Source organism: Halanaerocella petrolearia (assembly GCF_054657875.1).
Window position 1 is genome coordinate 602,590 of sequence record NZ_BAAHXW010000002.1, and the last position, 16,566, is coordinate 619,155.

11 protein-coding genes are annotated in these 16,566 nt (G+C 32.2%); 7 read left to right on the top strand and 4 right to left on the bottom strand.

From position 1 onward, the window contains the following. Window positions 1–13: 13 nt before the first annotated feature. Window positions 14–2,041 carry a ribonucleoside triphosphate reductase gene (locus ACYQ39_RS10260; RefSeq protein ID WP_459842735.1) on the bottom strand — a complete coding sequence of 676 codons (2,028 nt, stop codon included), beginning with the start codon at window positions 2,039–2,041 and terminating at the stop codon, window positions 14–16. A 318-nt stretch (window positions 2,042–2,359) separates the two neighbouring features. Here ACYQ39_RS10260 and ACYQ39_RS10265 point away from each other — a divergent pair, with 318 nt between their 5' ends. The 5 genes from ACYQ39_RS10265 to ACYQ39_RS10285 all read left to right on the top strand — a co-directional run bounded on the left by ACYQ39_RS10265 (window position 2,360) and on the right by ACYQ39_RS10285 (window position 9,703). After that, on the top strand, window positions 2,360–3,568 hold the full coding sequence (locus tag ACYQ39_RS10265; RefSeq protein ID WP_459842737.1) for a S41 family peptidase: 1,209 nt from the start codon (window positions 2,360–2,362) through the stop codon (window positions 3,566–3,568). Window positions 3,569–3,583: 15 nt separating this feature from the next. Next, window positions 3,584–4,762 carry a divergent polysaccharide deacetylase family protein gene (locus tag ACYQ39_RS10270; protein ID WP_459842739.1) on the top strand — a complete coding sequence of 393 codons (1,179 nt, stop codon included), beginning with the start codon at window positions 3,584–3,586 and terminating at the stop codon, window positions 4,760–4,762. A 128-nt stretch (window positions 4,763–4,890) separates the two neighbouring features. Further along, entirely contained in the window at window positions 4,891–6,870 is a 1,980-nt protein-coding gene (gene uvrB / locus ACYQ39_RS10275; protein ID WP_459842741.1) for an excinuclease ABC subunit UvrB, read from the top strand. A 199-nt stretch (window positions 6,871–7,069) separates the two neighbouring features. After that, a complete protein-coding gene (locus ACYQ39_RS10280; RefSeq protein WP_459842743.1) occupies window positions 7,070–8,719 on the top strand; it encodes a methyl-accepting chemotaxis protein in 1,650 nt (549 codons plus the stop codon). A gap of 198 nt (window positions 8,720–8,917) precedes the next feature. Further along, window positions 8,918–9,703: an ATP-binding protein gene (locus ACYQ39_RS10285; RefSeq protein WP_459842745.1), complete on the top strand. Its 786-nt coding sequence runs from the start codon at window positions 8,918–8,920 to the stop codon at window positions 9,701–9,703. Between the two features lie 86 nt (window positions 9,704–9,789). On the opposite strand, the gene nadE is transcribed toward ACYQ39_RS10285, so the two are convergent. Then, complete coding sequence (nadE, locus tag ACYQ39_RS10290; RefSeq protein WP_459842747.1) at window positions 9,790–10,578, bottom strand: NAD(+) synthase; 789 nt, start codon at window positions 10,576–10,578, stop codon at window positions 9,790–9,792. Window positions 10,579–10,725: 147 nt separating this feature from the next. After that, on the bottom strand, window positions 10,726–11,622 hold the full coding sequence (locus ACYQ39_RS10295; RefSeq protein WP_459842749.1) for a glycine betaine ABC transporter substrate-binding protein: 897 nt from the start codon (window positions 11,620–11,622) through the stop codon (window positions 10,726–10,728). A 552-nt stretch (window positions 11,623–12,174) separates the two neighbouring features. On the opposite strand from ACYQ39_RS10295, the gene thrC reads away from it, so the two are divergent. Then, window positions 12,175–13,671: a threonine synthase gene (thrC, locus tag ACYQ39_RS10300; protein WP_459842751.1), complete on the top strand. Its 1,497-nt coding sequence runs from the start codon at window positions 12,175–12,177 to the stop codon at window positions 13,669–13,671. Between the two features lie 38 nt (window positions 13,672–13,709). On the opposite strand, the gene ACYQ39_RS10305 is transcribed toward thrC, so the two are convergent. Beyond that, on the bottom strand, window positions 13,710–14,354 hold the full coding sequence (locus ACYQ39_RS10305; protein WP_459842753.1) for a DUF2238 domain-containing protein: 645 nt from the start codon (window positions 14,352–14,354) through the stop codon (window positions 13,710–13,712). A gap of 329 nt (window positions 14,355–14,683) precedes the next feature. Here ACYQ39_RS10305 and ACYQ39_RS10310 point away from each other — a divergent pair, with 329 nt between their 5' ends. Beyond that, window positions 14,684–16,561, top strand: a complete 1,878-nt coding sequence (locus ACYQ39_RS10310) for a methyl-accepting chemotaxis protein (RefSeq protein WP_459842755.1) — start codon at window positions 14,684–14,686, stop codon at window positions 16,559–16,561. Window positions 16,562–16,566: the final 5 nt, after the last annotated feature.

Below are 16,566 nucleotides of genomic sequence, written 5' to 3' on the forward strand. Positions count from 1 at the left end.
TTATCAACCTTCTTTATTCTGCTTTATCATATTTCATTTCAGCATCACATTTAGGACAATACTCATACTCTCCAGCTAAGTAACCATGCTTAGGACAGATACTGAAAGTAGGGGTAATGCTTAGATAAGGTAATTCAAATTTTTCAAATGATCTTTTAATTAACTTCTTAGTAGCTGTAGTGTTAGGCATTCTTTCTCCAATAAATCCGTGATGAACAGTGCCTCCTGTATATAGAGTTTGGAAATTATCTTGTAACTCTAAAGCCTCAAAAATATCATTTGTATATCCTACAGGTAGCTGAGTAGAGTTGGTGTAATATGGTTCAGCATCTTCTTCTACAACTCTATCTTGATTAGCACAGATAATATCGTCTCCATATCTTTCTCTATCAGATTTAGCAAATCTATAGGTTGTTCCTTCACCTGGAGTAGCTTCTAGATTAAAGATATCTCCAGTCTCTTCTTGATAGTCTTGTAGCTTTTCTCTCATTATTCTCATTACTTTAAGACCAAACTCTCTAGCTTCTTGTTGTGCAATATTTTGGCCCATGAAATTAATTAGTGCTTCATTCATACCTAAAAGACCTATTGTATTAAAATGATTCTTCCAGTATTCATCAAACCGCTGTTTTATGTTACGTAAGAAGAACTTACTATAAGGATATAGGCCTTGTTCAGTTAATCTCTCTAATACTTTTCGTTTAATCATTAATGATTCTTTAGCTAAATCCATAAGCTCAGTAACTTGATTGATAAAGTCTTCTTTATCTTCGGCGAGGTAGCCAATTCGAGCCATATTTAATGTTACAACTCCAATACTACCTGTTAGTGGATTAGATCCAAATAGCCCTCCGCCACGCTTCCGGAGTTCAGTGTTATCAAGACGTAATCGACAGCACATACTTCTAGCATCTTCTGGATTCATATCTGAGTTAATATAGTTGCTGAAATAGGGAATGCCATATTTAGCAGTCATTTTCCAGATTGGTTCTAATACTTTATTATCCCAATTAAAATCTTCTGTAATATTGTAAGTAGGAATAGGAAAGCTAAATACTCTTCCTTTCTTGTCTCCTTCCATCATTACTTCAGCAAAGGCCTTATTTATCATATTCATTTCATCTTGAAATTCTTTGTAGGTTTCATCTTTGTATTCACCAGAAATGATTATTGGTTCATCTGCCATCATTGCTGGTACTTTCAAATCCATAGTAATGTTTGTAAATGGAGTTTGGAAACCTACACGAGTTGGTACATTTAAATTATAAATAAACTTCTGCATACCTTGTTTAACTTCTTTATAGCTTAGATTATCATAAGCAACAAATGGGGCTAGATATGTATCAAAGTTAGAGAAGGCTTGGGCACCCGCCGCTTCTCCTTGTAGGGTAAATAGAAAGTTTACCATCTGCATTAAGGCAGTATCAAAATGTTTAGGAGGTTCACTTTCTACTTTATGCTCAACTCCACTAAAGCCTTCTAATAATAGATCCTTAAGATCCCATCCACAACAGTAAACTGATAAGTTACCTAAATCATGAATATGTAAATCTCCTGATTTATGTTTTTTTCTAATCTCTTGTGGATATACTTCTTGTAACCAGTATTGGGCTGTAGCTTCAGAGGCAATATGGTTATTTAATCCTTGTAATGAATATCCCATATTACTATTTTCATTTACTTTCCAGTCACTACGATCCAAGTAATTACCAATAGCATCAATAGCATCATTGAAGATTTCTTCTGTATTTCTTAATTTAGTATGTTGATTTCTATAAAGAATATAAGCTTTAGCTACTTCTGCTTCTCCTTTTTCAATTAAAATCTTCTCTACTAAATCTTGAATCTGTTCTACAGTTGGAATTGTTTCTGATTTAGCAAAAATTTCAAGATAGGATATAACTTCTTGAGTTACTTCTTGAGCAGTTGCTCTATCTGCTTTATCTACTGCTTTAGTAGCTTTAAAAATTGCTTCTTCAATCTTTTCTTTTTTAAAAGAGACTTTATTTCCGTTACGTTTTTTAATATAATTAATTGTCATTGACGTTCCTCCCTTTTGACCCATCAAATTAACGATTTCCTAAGTGCGACAATGACGATTTTATCTTATTTTGAAGGATGTGTCAACTATATATAGTGCATCTAAAATCTGAATAACACTATATATAGTGGTTGTTTTAGGGACTGAGCTTTTTATACTAGCTTAAACTATTCTTTTCAATATTTTTTAAATATAGATTTTAAACGAGAATTATTCCAACTTATTCTGTTTGCGAAGAAAAAAAAAGAGTGATACAATTAATTTAACTAGTTATAAAATAATATATTAGTAATAGAAAAAGGAAGGCAGGGTAAATGAATGTTTAATAAACGACGTATTTTAGGAACTTTATTAGTTTTAGTGATGTTATTTGTTGCAGGAACAGCAGGTTTCTTTTTTCATAAAGTGCAAGCCAATTCTACACCTATTAAATCTCAAAATCAACAATTAAATCCGATTCAAAAGCTATTCTTAGTTTTAGATGTAGTAAAGAAAAATTATGTAGAGAAACCAGATATGGATAAGCTATTAACTGGTGCTATTAATGGAATGTTAAAATCATTAGATGACCCTTATACAGTCTACTTACCACCTCAAGAATATGAAAATATGAAAGAAGATTTTTCAGGTAAGTATAGTGGTATTGGAATAGTAATTACTATGAAAAACAACCAATTAACAGTTGTATCTCCAATTAAAGGAACACCTGGAGATAAAGCAGGACTAAAAGCTGGAGATATGATTATGACTATTAATAGTAAATCTACTAAAGGGATGACAATGAAGAAGGCTGTAAGTATAATGAAAGGCAAAGCAGGTACTGACGTAACTTTAGAAATTAAGAGAAAGAAAAAAGAAACAGACCAGAATAATCAATCTCAAATGAAGTATGAAAATCTAACAATAGATATTACTAGAGCAGAAATAGAAGTACCATATGTCACTTCAGAGCTTAAAGAAGATAAAATAGGTTATATCAGACTAAGCCAGTTTATTCAAGAAGTTGGACCAAAAATTTCTGATAGGATAGAAAAGCTACATAAGAAAGGTACTCAAGCCTTTATTCTAGACTTAAGAAATAATCCTGGCGGTATATTACAGCAGGCTAATGAAGTAACTAGTAATTTTATAGCAGAGGGAAAAGTGGTTTCTGTTAAAGATAGAGAAGGACACAAGAAAACTTATTCTGTAGTTAAAAAGATAGATGCTATTAATGCACCACTAGTTATTTTAGTAAATAAGGGTAGTGCTAGTGCTTCTGAAATTGTGACAGGTGCTATTCAGGATCATACTCGAGGTGTCGTTATTGGAAAGCAGACTTTTGGTAAAGGTGTAGTACAGAGTGTAGTTCCATTCCCAGATGGTTCGGCAGTTAAATTGACTACAGCACGTTATTATACTCCTCAAGGACGTTATATTAATCATGAAGGTATCAAGCCAGATATAATAGTTGAGCAGAACTTGGATACACCAGAAGATGAACAATTACAGAAAGCAATTAAGGTTTTACAACAAAAATTAAAATAGAGAGGAATTAGGCTGATGAAGTCTAAAAGATTTATTTTACCCCTAATTTGTATTATACTAGTTTTAGTTACAGTATCTTGTACTCAAGAAACTAAGCCAACAATTACTAATAACAATGTTTCAGAAAATAATACAGATAAGCAGCAGACTAAAGATCAATCAATCAAGGTTAATTATAAGCAGGAGATAGCTACTTTTCAGGAAGAGATTAATCTTACTCTAGAAGAGTTAGGATTAAAAGAAGTAAAGGAATTAATATCTGTAAAGCAGAAAGAGCAGAAAAAAGTAAATGAATATAAATTTTTTTGGAACTATAACTATCGTCAGTTAGAAGTTCCTTTGTTTGGAGCTAAAGGGAGATTGTTATCAGATTATAAAGAAGAGATTATTAATAAATTTAAGACTAGGTTTCCTATTGTTAAGACTCAGTGGCAGAAGAATGAGAAACAGATTTTAACTATCAAGATTAGCTTTTCACCTCAGACTGATTTAAGTTTATTGACTCATAAATTACAGTTTGTTCAAGAACCTCCAGTGGCTAAAATGGCAGTGGTTATTGATGACTTAGGTTTCAATCATAAAGGAACAGAAGAAATGTTAAAGATTAAACGTCCTTTGACTTTAGCTGTTTTACCTGGGCGTCCTTTTTCTCAACATGATGCCAAACTAGTTAAAGAGGCTGATCAAGAGTTGATTTTGCATCAACCATTAGAGCCTTTAAACCCTAAGGTAGATCCTGGTGCTGGGGCTATAGATACGTCTATGACTAAAGAGGAAATTCGAACTACTTTACAGGATAACTTGAATAGTTTACCTCAAGTTATGGGAATTAATAATCATATGGGGTCTAAGGGTACATCTAATAAGCGAGTAATGAAAGAGATAGTTAAGGTATTAAAAGATAGAGAAATCTTTTATGTAGATAGTAGTACTTCTGCTGATTCAGTTGCTTTTGAAGTAGCTCGGGCCAACAATTTACCAACAGTAGCTAATTATCTATTTATCGATAATATTGATAAGAAAAAAGAGATTAAGAAGATGCTGTTACGATTAGGTAAGATTGCTTTAAAGAAGAAAGAACTAGTAGTTATTGGTCACGTCAGACAGAATACAGCTTTAGCTTTACAAGAAGTAATTCCTAAATTAGAAGACTGGGGTATTAAGTTAGTCTATGCTTCTCAGTTAGTTAAATAGTTTAAGTTTAAGCACCTTATTTTATTGAGGTGCTTTTTCTTTATTAGTGGTAGTGTGAGGAATTAGTGATCAGTAAATTCGTTATAAAAAAATTCTGTTAAGAATTGTTGTAAGGGGAGGTCAAGGATATGCCAAATTTTGAGTTAGTATCTGAATATACGCCACAGGGTGATCAGCCACAAGCTATTGATAAGTTAGCTACAGGTATTAATAAAGGAATGGAAGAACAGACATTATTAGGTGTTACCGGTTCAGGTAAGACTTTTACAGTAGCTAATGTTATCGAAAAGGTAAAAAAACCAACTTTAGTTATTGCTCATAATAAGACTCTAGCAGCACAATTATGTAGTGAGTTTAAGGAATTTTTTCCTGAGAATCGAGTTGAGTATTTTGTTAGTTATTACGATTATTATCAACCAGAGGCTTATGTTCCTCAAAGTGATACTTATATTGAAAAAGATGCTGCAATTAATGAAGAGGTTGATAAATTAAGACTATCAGCTACTAGATCTTTATTTGAAAGAGAGGATGTAATTATTGTAGCTAGTGTTTCTTGTATTTATGGGTTAGGTAATCCAGCTGATTATTTAGACTTAACTTGTTATTTAGAAGAAGGAATGATTAAAGAAAGAGATGAGATTATTAAAGAATTAATTAATATTCAGTATCAACGCAATGATATCGATTTTGATCGAGGAAGCTTTAGAGTTAGGGGGGATACAATTGAGATTATTCCTGCTTATGAAGATAAAGCTTATAGAGTAGAGCTTTTTGGTGATGAGGTAGATAGAATTAGAGAGGTAGATACAGTTACTGGTGAGATATTAAATCAATTAGAAGAGGTGACTATTTATCCAGCCAGCCACTTTGTTAAACCTCAGGATAAGATTAATCGAGCCTTAAAAGATATTGAAGCAGAGTTAGAGAAGAGATTAGAAGAGTTAAGAAATGAAGGAAAGTTAGTAGAAGCCCAAAGGTTAGAAGAAAGAACTAAATATGATATGGAAATGTTGGCTGAAGTAGGTTCTTGCTCAGGAATTGAAAACTATTCTAGGCTGTTAGAAGATAGACCAGCTGGTTCTCGACCACAGACATTACTTGATTATTTTCCTGATGATTTCTTATTAGTAGTAGATGAGTCACATAAGACAATTCCTCAAATTGGTGGTATGTATGCAGGAGATAGGGCCCGCAAAGAGAGGTTAGTTGAACATGGATTTAGACTACCTTCTGCTTTAGATAATCGTCCTTTAAAATTTACTGAATTTGAGAAATTAGTTAATCAAGCACTTTATATTTCTGCTACTCCTAAAGAATATGAATTAGAAAGAAGCAGGCAAGTAGTAGAGCAGATTGTACGTCCAACAGGTTTAGTTGATCCTAAAGTAGATGTAAGACCAATTAAACATCAGATTGATGACCTATTAACAGAACTACAAGATATAGTTGCTAATGATGAACGGGCTTTAATTACCACTTTAACCAAAAAGATGGCTGAAGATCTGACTGATTATTTAGCTGAGGCTGGAATAAAGGTCAGATACTTACATTCTGATATAGATACTATTGAGCGTTTAGAGATTATTAGAGATTTGAGATTAGGTAAATTTGATGTTTTAGTAGGGATTAATTTATTACGAGAAGGATTGGATATTCCTGAAGTATCATTAGTAGCTATATTAGATGCTGACAAAGAAGGGTTTTTAAGATCAACAACCTCTTTAGTACAGACAATTGGACGAGCTGCTCGAAATGTAAATGGGCGAGTAATAATGTATGCAGATAAGATGACTGATTCGATGAAAGAGGCTATTGATGAGACTAAAAGGAGAAGAGAATTACAGATAGAATTTAATGAAAAACATAATGTTACTCCAGAAACAATTAGAAAAGAAGTACGTGATATCTTACGTCCAGTTGATATGGTAGCAGAATCTAAAGCTAATTATGATATATCTAACGAAGAGGCTGATGAGATGTCAGTTGAAGAATTAGAGGATAAAATTACAGAATTAGAACTAGAAATGAAAGAAGCAGCGGAACAACTAGAATTTGAAAAAGCTGCTGAGTTGCGAGATAAAATAGATGCACTGAAAAAAGAACTATAGTTTTTATACACGGAGAGTCCGAAGGACTTGAAGGGAGAACTTGCAGTTTGAAGAAACAGCAAAGATAGTGATGAAAACTACTTTAATATTAGTTTAGGAGGAAAATGTGTAACTAGGGGGAAATAGAACAATGTAAGCTTAATTATGATATTTGTTATATTACCCTAATTTTGTATTAATACTAGAAGGAGGACTAGTAGTGGAGAAGATAAAGAACTTAAACATTAAATTCAAGATTATATTGGGTATTGGGATTAGTTTCTTATTGGTAATGGTAGTTATTGGAGGAGTAGTGGGGTATCAATTTAATAGGTTACAGCAAGAGAATAGTCAAAATTTAAAGAAGGTATTATTAGGAAAAGAGAGGGAAAGAATTAAGAATGCTACTCATTCTGTAGCCAAAACTTTTAGTCAAATCTATAAAGAAAAGAAAGGAAAATTATCTAAATCAGAGTTAAAAGATTTAATAGCTAAACGAAATTCTAAAATAAATTTTGGGAAGGTCGGTTACTTTTTTATTTATAATTATAATGGGGATACTATTTCTTTACCACTAGATCGAGTCAAGGAAGGAAGTAATAGATGGGATTTACAAGATGCTAATGGTAAATATATTATAAGGGAATTAGTAAGTACTTCTAAAGCAGGTGGCGGATTTATAAATTATATTTATGAAAATCCTAATACTAGTCAAAAAGAACAAAAGTTTGGATATGTTGAACCAATAGAAGGTACAAACTGGTTTATAGGAGCAGGTAGTTATCAATCTGTTGTTAATTCTACTTTAAATAAGTCTAAAAAAGAAATTTCTAGTTTTAAAGACAAAACTTTAAAGATTATATTTGGAGTTTTTATTTTAGCAGCTATTATTTTCACATTAGTTGTAACAAAAATTTCTAATTATATAACTAATAATTTAAATAAGATTTTGAAAGCTATGAAGAAGTTAGCGTCAGGAGATTTACGAATAAGCTTAAATATTAATAGTGAAGATGAGTTAGGTAAGTTAGCATCTGGTTTTAATTCTACTGTTAGTCAACAGAGAGACCTAATAACTAAATTACTAGATTCAATTGAAAATTTATCAGCTTATAGCGAAGAATTATCTGCTTCAGCCCAAGAAGGGAATGCTACAATTAAGACAGCAAATGAAATTATCGAGGATATGTCGGCCAGTATTCAACAGATTTCTGCTAGTGCAGAAGAAGTAAGTAGTTTTGCTCAGCAGTCTAATTCTAAGACAGATGTTGGAGATGAACATATTGAAGAAACTCTAGAGAATATGAATGAGATCAGTTCTACTGTTAAGAAAACAGTGGATGTCATTGATGAATTAGATGATACTTCACAAGAAATTGGAGGAATTATAGAATTAATCACCAATATTGCAGAACAGACTAATCTATTAGCTTTAAATGCTGCTATTGAAGCAGCAAGGGCAGGAGAAGCAGGTCAAGGTTTTGCAGTGGTGGCTGAAGAGATTAGGGATTTATCAGAGGAGACTAATCAAGCTACTAATAAAATAACTGATTTAATTGATAAAATCCAAACCAAGTCTGATACTGGATTAGATGCAATTAGAAGAGTTGAGAATATGGTACAACAGGGACGAGCTAGTGTAGAAGAGAATGGTGAAGTTTTTGCTGAGATACAGAATGCTAGTAAAGAAACGGCAGTTCAAATTCAAGAAACAGCTGCTGCTACTCAGGACTTGGCCCAAAGCAGTGATGATATTATGAGTGCTGCTGGAGATGTGGATAATATGTCTGATGAAATAACTTATTCTTCACAAGAATTAGCGAATATGGCACAAAAACTACAGAGTTTAGTTGAAGAATTTAAGGTATAGATTATTTAAGGGGAACTTGATTAAGTTCCTCTCTTTTTATGTAAAATACTTTTAGTAAGAGATTACTGGTATAAAATAAAAAATATTACCCTCTGTGATAAAGTTCACAGAATCATTGGTAACTTATCAATATAATATAAGTGACGATAATAAAGAAAACAAATAATTTAATTATAAATCTTGAAAGGGGAGATTAAGATGGCTAAACGAGAGATTGTTAAGATTGATGAAGATAAATGTAACGGTTGTGGTGAATGTATTACAGGGTGTCACGAGGGAGCATTACAGATTGTAGACGGAGTAGCTAAATTAGTAAATGAAGAGTTTTGTGATGGATTTGGAGACTGTATTGGTGAGTGTCCTACAGGAGCTTTAACAATTGAAGAACGAGAAGCTAAAGAATTTGATATAGAAGCGACTAAAGATCATGTAAAAGAATTAAGAGGAGAAGAGGCTGTAGAAGAAATGATGAAAGCACAAGAAGAACATGCAGATGAAGAAGATACAACAACAGGACATAATCATAGTCATGCTGGACATACAGGTGGTTGTCCTGGAAGTAGAATGAGAATGATGAATAAAACTAATACAGAATCGACTGAAGATGAGGTAGAAGTTGAATCACAATTAGAGCAATGGCCAGTACAGATTCATTTAGTACCTCCTACAGCACCATACTTCAAAAATGCTGATTTATTGGTAACAGCTGATTGTGTGCCAGCAGCTTATGGTAATTATCACCAAAAGATGTTGAAGGGAAGAGCAGTAGCTATGGGTTGTCCTAAATTAGATGATGCTCAAGCTTATGTGGATAAATTAGCAGCAATTATTAAGGAGAATGATTTAAATAGTATTACTGTAGCTCGGATGGAAGTTCCTTGTTGTGGAGGATTAGTCAGAATTGCTGAGCAGGCTATTCAGACTGCTGGTTCAGATTTAGATTTAGAGGTAGAGACTGTAGGAATTAATGGTAAACTTAAATAGTTGTCAGTTATAAGTAGTGAATGTGAGTAAAGTTAGAATTATTAGAAAACCCCTGGAATTATGTCCAGGGGTTTTACTTATATAAGTTATCTAGTGAAAGTAGGAATTTCAGATTTATCTTTAGCTGCAGCTACTAATTCTACAGTTCGATTTACATCTTCAATATCAAATTCAGATAAATCTCCACCATTCTGAATTGTATTATAAATATCATCTAATGTTTCGTATTCAATTCCAAACTCTTTTTCGTCTCTATCACTTTCATCTCCTCGGCATCCGCCAGTTGGAGGACGATCAATAATTTCTTGTGGTACATTAATTCTAGAAGCTAATTCCCATACTTCTGTTTTAGTAAGATCTCCTAAAGGTCGCATATCAGTAGCTCCATCACCATATAAAGTATAATATCCAGCAATAACTTCACTTTTGTTACTAGTTCCCATTACAACATAGTTCTTTTTTTCAGCTATATAGTAAAGCGTCATCATTCTTAATCTAGTCTGAATATTCTGCTCTGCTGGATTAGGTGTAGGAATCTTAGTCTGTGGCCAATATTCTCGTTCAGTCTTTTTAATATCAATGTCTTGGAATGTATCTTCAAGTGCATCATTAGCATCTTTCATATTAACTTTAATTGTATCTAGGTCAAATCTGTCAGCTACCTTTCGAGCATACTCAACATCTTTGGTAATTGTTCCACCTGCAGGTAACATAACTCCTAAACTATTTTCAGGAAAAGCCTTTTTAATTAGACCGGCAGTAACAGAAGAATCAATTCCACCACTTAATCCAACTACTGCTCCATCTGCTCCTCGTTCTTCAACTTTTTCTTGCATCCATTGGATGATTTCTTCCTCAATACCTTTTTTCAACATTGGTCATAAATACCTCCATATTAAGAATATTGTTTAGATTACTTACTATGTAATTTAATAATCATGATTACTAACTTTCAATAAAGGATTATAGGGGGAACCTCCCCCTATTGTCAAGCTATATAAGAATTAATTTGAATTAATATTTTATTCTAGTTTTTTTCCTTTAGGAAGCCACTGGTTAACTAGTTTTGGATTGTTATTAATAAATGTAGTTGCTGCTTTTTCTGGTGATTTTCCTTTTTCAATCATATTCATTACTTTACCTAATTGTTGAGTTGTTATATCAAAATTCTTCAGTATCTTTGTTACTGTTGGCAAGTCTTCTTTAATTCCTTTCCTACCAATACTTTTGATCATTTCTGCTTGACCATAACTGTTCTTAGGATCATTAAGAAATTTAAGATCAAATGCTGACCATTTCCAGTGAGGAGTCCAACCTGTTACTACAAGAGGTTCTTTATTTTGAATAGCACGTTTTAATTCAGTAGTCATAGCAGGGCCACTACTTTTTACTAGCTTCCAGTCTTTCAGTCTATACTTAGGTATTGTTGCATTCTTAGTAGTCTGCATAATTCCTGCTCCTGGGCCAATACCTATAATCTTTTTATTAAATTTATCAGCATTCTTCTTTAGTTCAGTTATACTATCAATATTGACATACTTAGGTACTACTAAGCCTAGTTTCGCCTTTTGAAAGTTGGCCCCTAAGTCGACTAACTTATCTGAGTATTTATCCCAGTAAGACTTATGAGTTTTAGGTAGCCAAGCACAGACTAAGGCATCAATATCTCCTTGAGCTGTTCCACTATACATGGCTCCTGGTTGTAAAATTGAAGTCTTTACTTGATAATCTAATTGTTTTAATAACTCTTGAATAATATGAGTAGATGCTTCTGCAGATGCCCACTGTACATAACCTAACTTTACTTTCTTACTTGTTTGTTGGTTCTTGTTTACTTCTTCTGTACAGCCTGTAACTGCTAATGCTAATACTAAGATTGAAATTAAGACTACTATCTTTTCTGAATGATTACTTACCATAATTAATTCCTCCTTATATTTTATTAATCTTATCTATAAAGCTTATTGATTGGTAAATTAATATAGTAAGTTGATCAAATTATGTACTGATTAAATAAGTTTAGGATAGATTAAAAAAGGTGTTTTTGTAGCAAGTAGTTTTGAGAATAGAAGAGGTGGAACTATATTATATAGTCAAATTAATCTCTTGAAGAAAACGACTTATTATCTAATAAACTATAGGATATATATTCCAATAAGAATTATAGATTAGATGTCGGGTTATGTCAAGGGATGATTTAGATTCAGCTGTTATTATGGTTATTCATCTCTTGATCTCTTTCCTATACTCTTTTTTTCTTTTATAATTGTTAGTATCTGTTATTTGTTATTTACTTTGTTGGATGAATTCGTTGTGAAGTGAATTTATTTTTATTAGTGAAAGATAATTAATATAGTGTGCCGCTTTTGTAATTAAAACTAAATAGTTTAGATTTAAAATAGATTGAGAGTTTTAAAAAACTATATCCTCTGATATAATGGGGCAAACTAGAGTAGAAAGGATGGAGTAGGATGGAGTATATTAGTACGCGAGGAAATTACAAATCAGTTAGTGCAGCTGAGGCAATTCAGTTAGGTATGGTACCAACAGGTGGTTTATTTGTTCCTAAAAAAATACCAACTATTGATAAAGAAGAAATTTACGAATTGCAGGATAGTACTTATCAGGAGGTTGCTTATAAAGTATTAGCTAAGTTTTTAACAGATTATAGTGAGCAGGAATTAAAGGAGATTGTTACTACTGTCTATAATAAAGATAATTTTTCAGTTGAGGAAATAGCACCAGTAGTTAAATTAGATGATAATGAGTATATTTTAGAATTATGGCACGGGCCAACTGCCGCCTTTAAGGATATGGCTTTACAGTTAATGCCTCATTTGCTGGCTAAGGCAATAGAGAAGGTAGAATTAGAGAATAATGTTGTTATTTTAGTGGCTACTTCTGGAGATACAGGTAAGGCAGCTTTAGAAGGATTTAAAGATGTAGATGGAATTGAGATTATTGTCTTCTATCCTGACCAAGGAGTAAGTAAGGTACAAGAGAGGCAGATGGTAACTACTGAAGGTAATAATACTGCAGTAGTAGCTGTTGAAGGTAATTTTGATGACTGTCAAAGTACAGTAAAAGAGATCTTTGCTGATCAAGACTTTAAAGATGTTTTACAAGAGAAAGGCTATCAATTCTCATCTGCTAATTCAATTAACTGGGGTCGGCTAGTGCCACAGCTTGTTTATTATTTTGCAGCTTATGCTGACCTGTTAAGAAATAATGAGATAGAAGAGGGAGCAGAAATAAATATTAGTGTTCCAACAGGAAACTTTGGAAATATTTTAGCTGCTTATTATGCATCACAGATGGGACTACCAGTTAATAAATTAGTCTGTGCTTCAAATGATAATAAGATCTTGACTGACTTTTTAGCTACAGGAGTATATGATATAAATCGTGACTTTAAACAGACTATTAGTCCTTCAATGGATATTTTAATCTCTTCTAATCTAGAGCGATTCTTATTTGAAATAACTGGTCATGATGACAAGAAGATTAATAAGTGGTATCAACAGTTACAAGAGAAAGGAAAGTTTGAGGTTGATCAAGAGACTAAAGATAAAATAAAAGAATTGTTTAGTGGTTATTATGCTACTGAAGAAGAGACATTACAGACTATTGCAGATGTATTTACAGACTATGATTATACTCTTGATACTCATACAGCAGTAGGAGTTAAGTCTTATCAAAAGTACAAGAAGGATACCAACGATCAGACTCCAACTATTATTGCCTCTACAGCCAATCCATATAAGTTTAGTAAGGCAGTATTAGAGTCATTAGAAGGAGAAAGTAAGATAGAGGATGAATTTGAGATTTTAAATAAACTAAAGCAGGTTTCTGGAATAGAAATTCATCAAGGACTGAAAAATTTAGATAAAGAAGAGGTCAGACATGACCGTAAGTCTACTAGTGAAGGAATAAAAGATGAAGTAAAGGATGTATTAGAAATAGAATAAAGGTTGATTTGGGATAGGCTATTATAGTCTATCCTTTTTTATTTTTTAGAGATATGTTTATCTGTGATTTGGTGAACTAATTCTTTAAAGTAAGTTGGCCCTTCTTTTTTAATATAGAGATAACCAATAATAGAAGTTACTAAAGCCCCTATAGAATCAACAATTAGGTCCCACATAGTATCTACTAAACCTGATTTCTGCATATTCAAGTTCAGTAGAGAATCCATAGAAAACTCAAAGATCTCCCATAAGACTCCTACTGAAAGAGCAAAGGTAAAGGAGAAGATAGTAATAAATAAAGGGCTTAGAATGACATTAATTTCATCTTCTTGACTGAAAAAATAGACTAGTACAAAACCAATAAAGCCTAAAATAATTCCTGATAAAGTATGAAGCATTAGATCCCACCACCAAAACTTAAGATAATATTCTTTTAATTCTCCTAAATAGAGTGAAGCAAAGATAAATAGTAAAATAATAATTTGAAAGCCAGAAGGAAGATAGATATGATTTTTTTCTGCTAGTAAGAATGGTAAGTAGGTTAATAGTAAAGTAAGCAGTGAAGTAAAGAGGTTTAACCAGTTTTGAGTTAGTACATTTCCTATTATTGCTCCAATAAGTAAAAGTCTAAATAAACTAACCAAAACTCTATGCAATTTATCTTTTCCAGTTATTTTAATCATTTTTTTCCTTCCTTTTATTTAAACTTATTTTATGCCCCCTACTAATAGTTTCTAATACTATTATATAGGGGAGTTAATTGAATTGTGATTATGTGATTAATAGTTTATAAATAATTAAATTTAAAAAATCTTGTTATGTATGATTCAAAATAAAGATATCATTGATTATCGTATATTGTCAAGTTAAATCGAATTTTTAATATAAAAATATAACTAAAATTAGTATAAATATTTAATAAAATTGAGGTTAATATTAATATTTTCTTATTTTGGATAGTATTATTGTAAATAAGTTTATAAGATAAGGTATAAGTTAAAGGGGGATACCCATGAAGAGTATTAGAAAGAAAATATTATCTTCTTTTGTCTTGGTTACTATAATAGCTTTAGTGCTAATGGGAGCAGTACTTTATTTTCAGTTTCAGAATACTATAACTCCTCTTGTTAGTGATATGGCTATGGAGATTGTTAAAGGTAGGAGAGCTGAAGTAGGGGAGTGGATTAATGGTATTATAAAGAAGACAAAAGAGATTTCGCGACGTAAAGAAATAAAGTCTCTACAGTGGAATAAAAGTAAAGATATTTTAGTTAAGGAACAACAAAGAAAGAGTAGTCTCTATAAGATGATGTTTATTGCTGATAAAACAGGTGATGCTCATACTACAAGCAATAAACAGAGTAATATTTCTGATCGAAGGTACTTTCAGAAGATCATGAATGGCCAACAATCTGTAATAAGTAATCCAATTATTTCTAAATCATCGCAAAGACCAGTATTTGTAGTAGCACATGCTATTAAAGATAATAATAACAATACAATTGGAGTTTTTGGAGTAACAATAACTTTAGCAGCATTATCTAATAGAGTAGATGATATTCAAATAGCAGATGCAGGATTTGGTTGGGTTGTAGATAATACTGGTTTAATAGTGGCTCATCCAGAAGATAAGATGACTATGTCCCTAAATGTATTAGAGAGTAAACAACAAGGATTTAAGGGGTTAAATAAATTAGGAGAGAAAATTGTTAATGGTAAAGAAGGATATGGAGATATAGTCAGACCTAATGGAGATGAAATGTTATTGACTTTTGCTCCTATTCCTAATACACCCAACTGGACGCTAGGAGTTTCGATTCCTCAGCATGGTTTATTAAAAAGAATTGATAACTTAATTAAGACAGTTATCTTAACTATAGCTATTGTAATTATGATTATGATTGGTGTTTCTTATTTAATAGGTAAGAATATAACTCAGCCAATTAAAGAGTTGTCTCAGAAAGTATTAAAGTTTGGTGATGGTGATTTTACAGTTGAATTTGATGTTGATTCAAATGACGAAGTAGGTCAGATGAGTACAGCTTTAACAGAAATGAAGAATGAATTGAAGGAAATGATAGTAGAGATTTTAGATATAGTGGAAAACCTATCGGCTCATAGTGAAGAGTTATCTGCTTCAGCCCAAGAAGGAAATGCTACAATAGAGACTACTAATCAGTTGGTTGAACAGATATCATCAAGTATTGAACAGATTTCAGCTAGTGCAGAAGAGATAAGTAATTTGGCCCAGGAGGCTAATAAGCAAACAGAGATTGGTAGTCAGAATATTAATCAGACAGTTGCCAATATAGAAGAAATTAATCAGGTGGTAAATAGGGCTGTAAAGGTTATTGATAGTTTGGCAACTAAGTCAGAAGAGATTGAAAAGATTGTAGATTTAATTAATGATATTGCTGAACAGACTAATTTATTGGCTTTAAATGCTGCTATTGAATCGGCTCGAGTTAGCTCTGCTAATAAGTTAGGAACAGGACAAGGATTTGCAGTAGTAGCAGAAGAAATTCGAAATTTAGCTGAAGATACTGCAGAAGCAACAGATGATATTGATAAATTAATTACAGATATGCAAAACGAGTCTAAAGTTGGTTTAGAGACTATTGAAGAAGTGAAAGATAAGGTAAATGAAGGGAAACAGATTACTCATCATACCGATCAGGTATTTGTTGAAATCAAAAACTCAACCACTGAAGCAGCAAAGAATATTGAAGAAGCTGTTTCTGCTACTGAAGATTTAAATGAGGATAGTCAGGAAGTAGTAACTGCTACTCAAGATATTACCAAATTATCTGATGAAATAGCTGTTTCTGCTCAGCAATTAACTAGCATGGCTGAACAACTACAATCTTTAGTAGATAAGTTTGAGGTTTAGAGGAA

Coding starts and splice junctions, on each gene's coding strand:
- ACYQ39_RS10305 (WP_459842753.1), bottom strand. CDS start 14,354: ATGATTAAAATAACTGGAAAAGATAAATTGCATAGAGTTTTGGTTAGT.
- uvrB (WP_459842741.1), top strand. CDS start 4,891: ATGCCAAATTTTGAGTTAGTATCTGAATATACGCCACAGGGTGATCAG.
- thrC (WP_459842751.1), top strand. CDS start 12,175: ATGGAGTATATTAGTACGCGAGGAAATTACAAATCAGTTAGTGCAGCT.
- ACYQ39_RS10310 (WP_459842755.1), top strand. CDS start 14,684: ATGAAGAGTATTAGAAAGAAAATATTATCTTCTTTTGTCTTGGTTACT.
- ACYQ39_RS10260 (WP_459842735.1), bottom strand. CDS start 2,041: ATGACAATTAATTATATTAAAAAACGTAACGGAAATAAAGTCTCTTTT.
- nadE (WP_459842747.1), bottom strand. CDS start 10,578: ATGTTGAAAAAAGGTATTGAGGAAGAAATCATCCAATGGATGCAAGAA.
- ACYQ39_RS10270 (WP_459842739.1), top strand. CDS start 3,584: ATGAAGTCTAAAAGATTTATTTTACCCCTAATTTGTATTATACTAGTT.
- ACYQ39_RS10265 (WP_459842737.1), top strand. CDS start 2,360: ATGTTTAATAAACGACGTATTTTAGGAACTTTATTAGTTTTAGTGATG.
- ACYQ39_RS10285 (WP_459842745.1), top strand. CDS start 8,918: ATGGCTAAACGAGAGATTGTTAAGATTGATGAAGATAAATGTAACGGT.
- ACYQ39_RS10295 (WP_459842749.1), bottom strand. CDS start 11,622: ATGGTAAGTAATCATTCAGAAAAGATAGTAGTCTTAATTTCAATCTTA.